The sequence below is a fragment of the Paenibacillus sp. NAIST15-1 genome (genome assembly GCF_001894745.1).
Lineage (GTDB): Bacteria > Bacillota > Bacilli > Paenibacillales > Paenibacillaceae > Paenibacillus_B > Paenibacillus_B suaedae.
The window spans coordinates 65,048-73,054 of the sequence record NZ_BBYF01000024.1 but is presented as its reverse complement, the minus strand read 5'-3'; the positions used below and the strand labels follow the sequence as shown (position 1 = coordinate 73,054).

Sequence of the window (8,007 nt, the reverse complement as noted above, 5' to 3'; positions counted from 1 at the left end):
AAGAAAGAATTAGTTTCTATGTGTCCAAATTTATGGGGTTAATCCGGTTTGATTGATTGTTAGGTACTCTTGTTCAATTAATTTGTCTACTTTATCTTTTATTTGTGCATAAGTTAATCCTAATAATTCTACTAAATCAGCATAAACGTAATTGCCTTTAACAGAATTCATATAAAAAATAATTAATACATCTCTATAGTCCACAAAGCACACTCTTCTTTATAAAGATTTAGCTATATAATTTGACTTTTTTTGTAAGTCATGTTTTTCAGACAACTTTTTTCTTTTTGAAAATGGATTATCATGCCTTGCTCTAGGAAACAAAGGTTGCCAACCAATCGATTCATTTTCTTGCCAAAAAGAACTAAGAGTATTATTAGGTATGTTATGGTAAAACGACATTAATGCTTCTGAACCTTCGTAACCTAACACATTTCGAGTATTATTATTGTTTATTTTCATTTCTAATTCATAAATAATTCTTCTCGACACCTCAAGTTCTTCCGAAAGAAATATGTGGTCTTCAGAAAAGGCCTTTTTATGTAGTTGTGAATAATGCAAGGTTAAGTTAATTCCACTCTCTTCTATGTACTTTTCTATCAAATCCACACCATGTGAACACGCCTCTAATACTATAAGGAAAAACCTTTTAGCATGTAAGTCGCATCGCTCTCCATATAGCTCCATAATTTCCTTAGTAAACTTTACCATTGTACCGCCAGTTCCAATCATATCATCAATAAATACGATATTGTCTATTTGTTCAAAAGGAAATGATTCTTCTTCTAAAACTACGGATAATTCAGTTTTAAAACAGTGTTTTGAAAGTTGGTTTGTGTATCTATAACATCCATGCATGTCGAAAGAACTTGTTCTAGTTCCGTCTTTTTTGTAAACGGGAAAAAATAGAGTATTTGAGTAAGCATTATTTTGATAGATATGAAGGATTTCTTTATGCATATCTGCAAATGTAGCATGGAGTTCTCTAAAGACCGTATTCACTCTTTGAATAGTGTAGTATTCAAAATTCTTTAATAAGGTCAGTAAAATAACTTTTTCATTATCTTTAGCTTGATTTACCCAATTAAGAACCTTATTTTTAAAATCAAATAAATTATCGTCTGAACCCCATCTTAATTCGCAATGGGAAATAATATCTTTGAGATTATTATCCATCAATCTACACTTCCGATTAGATAAAGTTGGTAAATAAACTATATCAGGTTTTGTATTATTTTGTAACCTGTCATATTTAGTTACGCTAATAAATTATATTATATTGCAATAAACACTAGGCCTCCACGAATGGAGGCCTTAACATCGAAACTGTTGAAGTTTATGTATTCCCAATTATGTATCAACACGGTAAATTGACACTACAACACGACTTAAGTGATTGACTACACGCTATATAGCACCATCGATACTTACTCCATTGAACAAGTTGGGGTAGATATTAAATACGTGCAAAATTTTATTAATTTTGGTGTTAGAAGTTATTGATACTAAACTCGGGATATCTTTAAACTTAAAATATCGATCATTTATACTACTTGAATATTGCTGCAATAAAAGCGATAAAAAGAATTTTTCACTTGAAGAGATTGATTTCACTACAGTGTCTAAATGATCAAAATTTATACCAACTACATTTGTATTCTTATCAAATGCGCTTTGCCTAATCAATATACAATCTTCAAACTTTAGTAAAGGAGTAGCAAAGATTTCTACCCAAAGATCTTTAATAAGTTTAAATTTTGTATACTTCTGATACTTTGTTTTTAGACATAACTCCAAGTCTGATAAAACTTTCGTTAAGATATCTATAAGAACCTTAGCTTTCTCAAGTGAAAAGATATTGCCTCTTACAGTTCTTCCACCTAGGAGATATTCTCTGTTTGATATTGTATTTTCATGTGCTAGTCTATTTCTATACTCCGAAACCTCTTCTATTGTAGTCCTATCAAACGATAATTCAATTGCCATGAGACTTTGTGCTGTTTGTAAGAGAGCTAGCGCATTACCTTTCGAAATAGATTTGATTTCGGCATTAATAATTGTATCGATTATGTAATTAGATGAATAAATATTATTGAAAATATCTGAATTTTTAAGTTTAGGCTGTTTTTCATCTGATAACTTCTCGGGAAAGGCAACCAGTATTCGCCGTAAAGCCTCACAAATACTACTTTCAAATAAAGCGAATGAGTAAACAAAAAATGCTTCATAGTTATTTTTTTTTAATTGTAGAGACATATCGTTAATCTTTTCGATATTTACTCTAAGGTCCTTAACCAGTTCTTCGCACACAAGTATCCGCATTCTCTCTTCACTATCCTTTATTTAAATAATAAATCAAAATAATTCATAAATTAATTTCATTTCTATAAGAGAGTCAACAGTGATACTTAGCGTTATTTGATCGTACACATCACATTTAAAGTAAGAGTGGATATCCCCTCCCCCATAATTTCTACCTACTTTATAATTGCTACCTGTTTTTTACTCGAAAGCGTAGTACAAAATACATTAAAAGTTCCTGAAGAACTCCATCGTCCAGCCACAACTGTGAAGTATTCCCTATTCGAAAATATAACGTTCTTTATCTCCTTAAATAACTCTTCACCTTCAAACTTTAATATGAAGGTGTATTGCTCTCTAGCAGTAGAAGCAATTAAAGAAAGTTCCTTCTTAGCAGAGTCATAAAAATGTGGTCTTTTGCACTTGGCTTCAATAATTCTCCATCCGAACACACCTTTAGGGTACATGAAGACACTTCTATTATCCAACAGCATTTTCCCAATTGTTACACCGTTATATGTATCAGAACAGTCATGGGCTTTACACATTGAATATATCTGCCGTATTGTGCGCGGTGGCGATGCTGTTGCATTACCACCACCATGTTCCCCAAAAAACCCTTTTTTAGTCTGAGACTTGCTTGGCATAGTTAATGCTAATAATGCATTATCAAACTCGAATGTATCTTCATCATAGTTATTTGGGTTAAATCCATTTGAAGCACCATGTGGACAATTATTTATATGTCCTTGAGAATGAATTGCTCCAAAATACGATGCAGAGACACCTTCAATGTTTCGTATAAACATATGGGCATCACACTTAAGGTTTGGACAATAATAGCGATTACCCTTGTCTTGCTTTTGTGCGTTTCTTGCTAATATCTTTACTGTTCTAGCGGCATCCTTGTAAGCATACATTGCCATGAATGTTCCTCCTTGCGATAGTCGATAACAAGTTTCAAGCCACCAACATTACCACCTTCATGTTTATAAGAATTTGAACTGTCTGTTTTCAAACACTAAATCTAACCTTTCCAGTGGAGCAATGTACCTTCCAAGTACTTATTATAAATGCAAAATGACCCGAAAGAGGTCATTTTGCAAAGTATCTTTCTTCGGGTCACAGTTTATATATGTGGAACAGCTCCTCATATATGTGTCCGTTAGTAGTGGTGTTTGTTCTAAAATCATAATAAATATCACAAAAGTTCATCAGGAATAAGTGCATTTCCATCCCTAAACTCTTGATCGACTAGAATAACATTATCTAAATTAGCCGTCTTCCATATTGACTCTGGAATGTGTTCAAAAACTATCATCTGAAATGTTTGACCATATACTTCATTAATATAAGTTATAAAGTCGTTAAGTACGGTAAACGCAGTTGTTATTTTTGTTCTATCATCTTGTGGTATCTGTGACCATTTTTTTGTGCTTTTCTTGTTTCCATCCTCACCGTAGTATGGTCTACTAGGCTGATCCAAGATTAGAAGACTTGGAACATAAGGAGCACCTTGTTTTATTATCAACTCATGTATTCCAAGCATAAAACAAATATGCATAAACATATGATTTGAACTACTTCCTACAACAGAAGGGACAAGTGCACTCGGTTTTTTCAACTGTAGAACCTTGTTTTTATAATCAAATACAGATTGATAGTCTTTGTAGATTCCAAGTGCATCAGAAGATTTTTTTAGATATTGTTGAATAAGTTCTTCTAGCAACCTGATAACTAAACTTCTATCAACAATTTCATTCTCAAGTTTTGATTTAAGTTGTCCAAGCTCATCTTTCTTCTTTTCTAGCTCCTCTTCATTGAAGATCTCTTGATCTCCATGTTTAAACAACCTTAATTTAGATTTTATTTCCCCAATAAATACGAACTTTTCAATTTCCGTGTTAAAAGATTTTTTGTTTTGTGGGATTTTATCTATATCTTTTTGAATTTCATCAAGTTCTTTTATTAATTTTTTTAGATCATCATCTAAATTTATGTCAAATGGCCTTTTGTTACTTATATCCTTTTTAATCTTATTCATTTCACATTCAAGAAAATCGAGCAATTCAGTTAGAATAGGATGCTGTATAAGATGTCCGTAATTTTCTCTTAGATGATCTACTGGTTTGAGACTTTCAAATGTCTCCGACTGAAGCTTTTTGAACCCATTATACTCATTTTTAAATTTATTATAACTTCTAATCTTATGCTTGATTTCATTCTTCTTTTTTTGTAACCTTTCAAGCTCTTTCATGTTTTCAGATGTATTCATAAATTGAACATATTCAACTACATGCTGTAAGTTGACTATATCCTCATCTAAACTATTTGTTTCAAGTGAAATTAAATCGTATTCTTTTGCTTGTTTAACAATAGATCTTAGATCACTATCAAATACACTATTTTCTTTTAAGATAGCATTTTTTCGTCGCTCTAATCTCAGAATATCTTTTTCTAATGTATCAATCTTGTCCTTAATTATTATGTTTTTAACAGTATCAATTCCAATAGCTAGATCAAATATTCTATGAAGGGCTTCTTTGTATTTTTCATCATTTTGTTTATCGAAGAAAACTTCACTATGGTCAATAGTATCTCCAGATTGTGTATTGAATAAAAAGAAATATCGTAGCGATATTTTGCTTCCAGCTTTTAATTTTTTTCCACTGTACGGAATAGTTACATTGCTATCAATCGAAAACTCCTTTTCAATTACAGCTTTTAATTCATCTTCTGTAATGTTTGAAGTAGGTTCATTTGGAACATCACCAATTGGGGAGAAATAGTATGATGAACTTACTTTTCGATTATCATTTAACGCCCCTCTAGCAATTACATATTGCTTATCGTTTATCTCAAATTTAAGACCGTACCAATTAATATTTTCATTAATTTTTTCATCAGGTATTTTTGTTTTACTAGCAAAGAAACAATAATCTACAATATCAATTATTACAGACTTTCCTGTACCACTTTCACCTGTGATTACATTTATTTTGTTCTCAAAAAACGGGATTGAACGTACTCTTTTATTTTTGAGCCACAAATTTATTTCATTAATTACGAATCTCATAATTTCACCTTCAATTGTAGGTATAGGTTATTAACATTGTCTTTAAGAATTTCTGATAATTTTATCCCAGCTATTGAAATATTGAACGCTCTTAGCCCATATGCTTCTTTGTTTATTGCAAGTTTCTTTTCTGGATTAATAGAGATTTCAGAATCTTCTATTTTTATAAGTTCTATCTCTTTAAGTAATATTAAAGAATTTACTGACAAAGTCAGAAGTGAAAAGTAACGTTCGTTATAATTTGAAAAGAAATCGGGTTTTTTAATAATAAATTCCTCAAGACTACGCAAGGTAGTATTGTTGTTCTTCAAGAAATCGAGTGTGCCTTGATGCGAAATAAAAGGGAATATAAGCATTGATTTAGCGACGCTTATGGTCTGTAAATGAAGAAGTACTGAATAAATAGCTATTGCACCAATCATTTCGTTATTATATAGATTTTTTGGGGTCATCATGTTTATACTTTTCCTCCCAATCCATTCGCCATCCTATTACGGGTTCATTTGATAACAAATAAAATTGACCATTACTCAATTCAGTATCAAGTGCTGTCTCATCAAAGATAAGTTCATTTTTTCTAACAGCGTCTAAGCACTTCAAAGCAGCTAAAACAATATCTTTTTCCGAGGGCGCTGTTTCAAACATTTTTAAATCCAAATTGATTTTCCGATGAACTTCGTCATGACAATTCCTCCACCTTGCAATACAGTCATTATTGAATTCGTCGATCTGTTCCTGCACTATAAGTCCTCTATTAAGCCAATCCTCCAAATGGTTATTGATCTGTAACATACAACTTGCAAGTCTAAGCATTTCCGCAGTGGCGGTCTTATCTAATGCTAAAATGTCAATAAGTTGTTTGATAAATACTTGTTCTTCTAAAGGCTTATCAAAGTGAATGGGGTTTTTATTGATGGGTAACTTGTCATTTCTACCTTTATCAAAATATAAATGAAAGTCATGGTAAAAATCTTCAAAGCTAATTACATTTTTAGCTTTCGATTTAGTATTAAGGTAGTTACGTTGTCTTAAATTACTGTCCACTGCATTAAATACATCATCAATTTTTGATTCTTTTACCTGTTTTCCTTTAATTCTGCTTTTTATTTTTATAATCAAATCGTCTCGATCTAGTTCAAATTCGAGTTTAGCAAAAAACTTAGTAATCCATTTTTGTGTTTGTTTTTTAAGCGATTCGACATACTTCTTAATATCCTCATCAGCGGTGGTTGATTGTAAACCCTCTAAGTATCGCTTTACTTCCAAAATACTAATTGACTTTTGCTTAAAGTCTTTTATTATTTTTAAGAATTTGTTATTGGTATTACTAGCCTTGTTTGAAACAAGTATGAAAGTAGTTTGCTCTATAAAAGCAAGTTGCTCTTCACTTTTTGACCTTCCATCTAACGGATCATTTATAATATTGACCCAGTTAGAAAGCGTTTTCCACAAGTCGCTGTCCCTTTCAGTTAAATTAACAACTTTTCCTGAAGCATTAGTCTGTATTGAATGTTTCAATTGCAATAAGACTTGCGTGCCATCATTCAAATCGATATGTACATCGTCTTTAACTTCAATGCCTATTTTCTGGCCTTCTTCAAGGTCTAGTAATAGATAAAGAAAATAATAATATTGATAATCAAAACCTATTGATTTGTCTTCTGCATTTGTTTTATCTTGAAAGCTTTTCAATAATACCACCTCTATCATTGCCTTTTTGATTAATTTCGACAAATTCCTGTAATTCCCTTTCTAAAGCGATACTTAGATGTTCATAAATTTATGGCCAGACTTGCGCGTACAAAGGAATTTGAAGAAAATATCATACGGCTCTGGATGAGTGTAAGCCTCAATTCATAATGAGTACGCTAATCATTTGGCAATGGGTGGGTATCATCAGAATCCCATATTCGCGTTTTAGCAAAGAAAAAGAGCCTCCCTTCCCTTTGGGTGACTCGGGAAGGGACTGACCCCCCATAACGTGAGATAAATCAAAACACCTTCAAGAGGAACATCCTTATATCCACGCCCAGAACAGAATCTAGTGCAGGTAATCAAGGTACTGTGTGGCACCGGTCAAGTATTAAGTGTATTCTGACCAACGTGACCTACACCGGAACCTTATGCCAATATCTTGAGGAAGTAATTAGCCACATGTCTAAGGAATGGGTTAAAGTTCCCGAAGATAAGCAGATTATCTTTGAGCCCCTCCTCCATTGATTTCTAAGGAAGATTATCAAGCCGTACAAGAACTAATGAAATCCAACGGAAAGAGCCACAGCAACGGTCAGGAAAGCTTTTTTGCAATCTTATGATGTGTCCTGATTGCGGGCATGGAATGACATTCCGAAAGGACAGGCAAGCAGAATGGTGCTTACGTCTGCTATGGCTACGTAAAACGTGGGAAGGCATTTTGTTCTTCCCACATCATCGGCTATGACACGTTACTCATGGCGGTGAGAAGTGACCTAAAAGAACTGATTAGCAGTAACGTCAAATTAGACAGGCTATTCGATGCAAAAAATCTGCTCTAATCAAGGAGTTACACAAGCTGAACAAGCAACATGAGCAACTAGAGAAAACTTTACAGGGACTTATTACCCTGTTTTCAACTCAAGAGCAGTTCACCG

General features: G+C 32.7%; 7 protein-coding genes. All 7 read right to left on the bottom strand.

Going from position 1 to position 8,007, the window contains the following annotated elements; all coding sequences use genetic code 11:
• Positions 1-30: 30 nt before the first annotated feature.
• The 7 genes from PBN151_RS31625 to PBN151_RS28310 all read right to left on the bottom strand — a co-directional run bounded on the left by PBN151_RS31625 (position 31) and on the right by PBN151_RS28310 (position 7,069).
• Positions 31-204 (bottom strand): hypothetical protein, encoded by a 174-nt coding sequence (locus PBN151_RS31625; RefSeq protein WP_227775170.1) that lies wholly within the window; start codon positions 202-204, stop codon positions 31-33.
• Positions 205-219: 15 nt separating this feature from the next.
• Complete coding sequence (locus PBN151_RS28335) at positions 220-1,176, bottom strand: phosphoribosyltransferase-like protein (RefSeq protein WP_072732008.1); 957 nt, start codon at positions 1,174-1,176, stop codon at positions 220-222.
• A 231-nt stretch (positions 1,177-1,407) separates the two neighbouring features.
• Positions 1,408-2,310: a hypothetical protein gene (locus PBN151_RS28330; protein WP_175560824.1), complete on the bottom strand. Its 903-nt coding sequence runs from the start codon at positions 2,308-2,310 to the stop codon at positions 1,408-1,410.
• Between the two features lie 167 nt (positions 2,311-2,477).
• Positions 2,478-3,227: a hypothetical protein gene (locus PBN151_RS28325; protein WP_072732006.1), complete on the bottom strand. Its 750-nt coding sequence runs from the start codon at positions 3,225-3,227 to the stop codon at positions 2,478-2,480.
• Between the two features lie 275 nt (positions 3,228-3,502).
• Positions 3,503-5,377 carry a DUF3732 domain-containing protein gene (locus tag PBN151_RS28320; RefSeq protein ID WP_072732005.1) on the bottom strand — a complete coding sequence of 625 codons (1,875 nt, stop codon included), beginning with the start codon at positions 5,375-5,377 and terminating at the stop codon, positions 3,503-3,505.
• Positions 5,374-5,832: a three component ABC system middle component gene (locus PBN151_RS28315; RefSeq protein WP_072732004.1), complete on the bottom strand. Its 459-nt coding sequence runs from the start codon at positions 5,830-5,832 to the stop codon at positions 5,374-5,376. Before PBN151_RS28315 ends, PBN151_RS28320 begins: the two co-directional genes overlap by 4 nt.
• A complete protein-coding gene (locus PBN151_RS28310; protein ID WP_139295447.1) occupies positions 5,807-7,069 on the bottom strand; it encodes a hypothetical protein in 1,263 nt (420 codons plus the stop codon). Before PBN151_RS28310 ends, PBN151_RS28315 begins: the two co-directional genes overlap by 26 nt.
• Positions 7,070-8,007 lie beyond the last annotated feature (938 nt).

Excerpts from the sequence above, each read along its gene's own strand:
- PBN151_RS28325 (WP_072732006.1), bottom strand. The coding sequence starts at position 3,227 with ATGGCAATGTATGCTTACAAGGATGCCGCTAGAACAGTAAAGATATTA.
- PBN151_RS28315 (WP_072732004.1), bottom strand. The coding sequence starts at position 5,832 with ATGATGACCCCAAAAAATCTATATAATAACGAAATGATTGGTGCAATA.
- PBN151_RS28320 (WP_072732005.1), bottom strand. The coding sequence starts at position 5,377 with ATGAGATTCGTAATTAATGAAATAAATTTGTGGCTCAAAAATAAAAGA.
- PBN151_RS28335 (WP_072732008.1), bottom strand. The coding sequence starts at position 1,176 with ATGGATAATAATCTCAAAGATATTATTTCCCATTGCGAATTAAGATGG.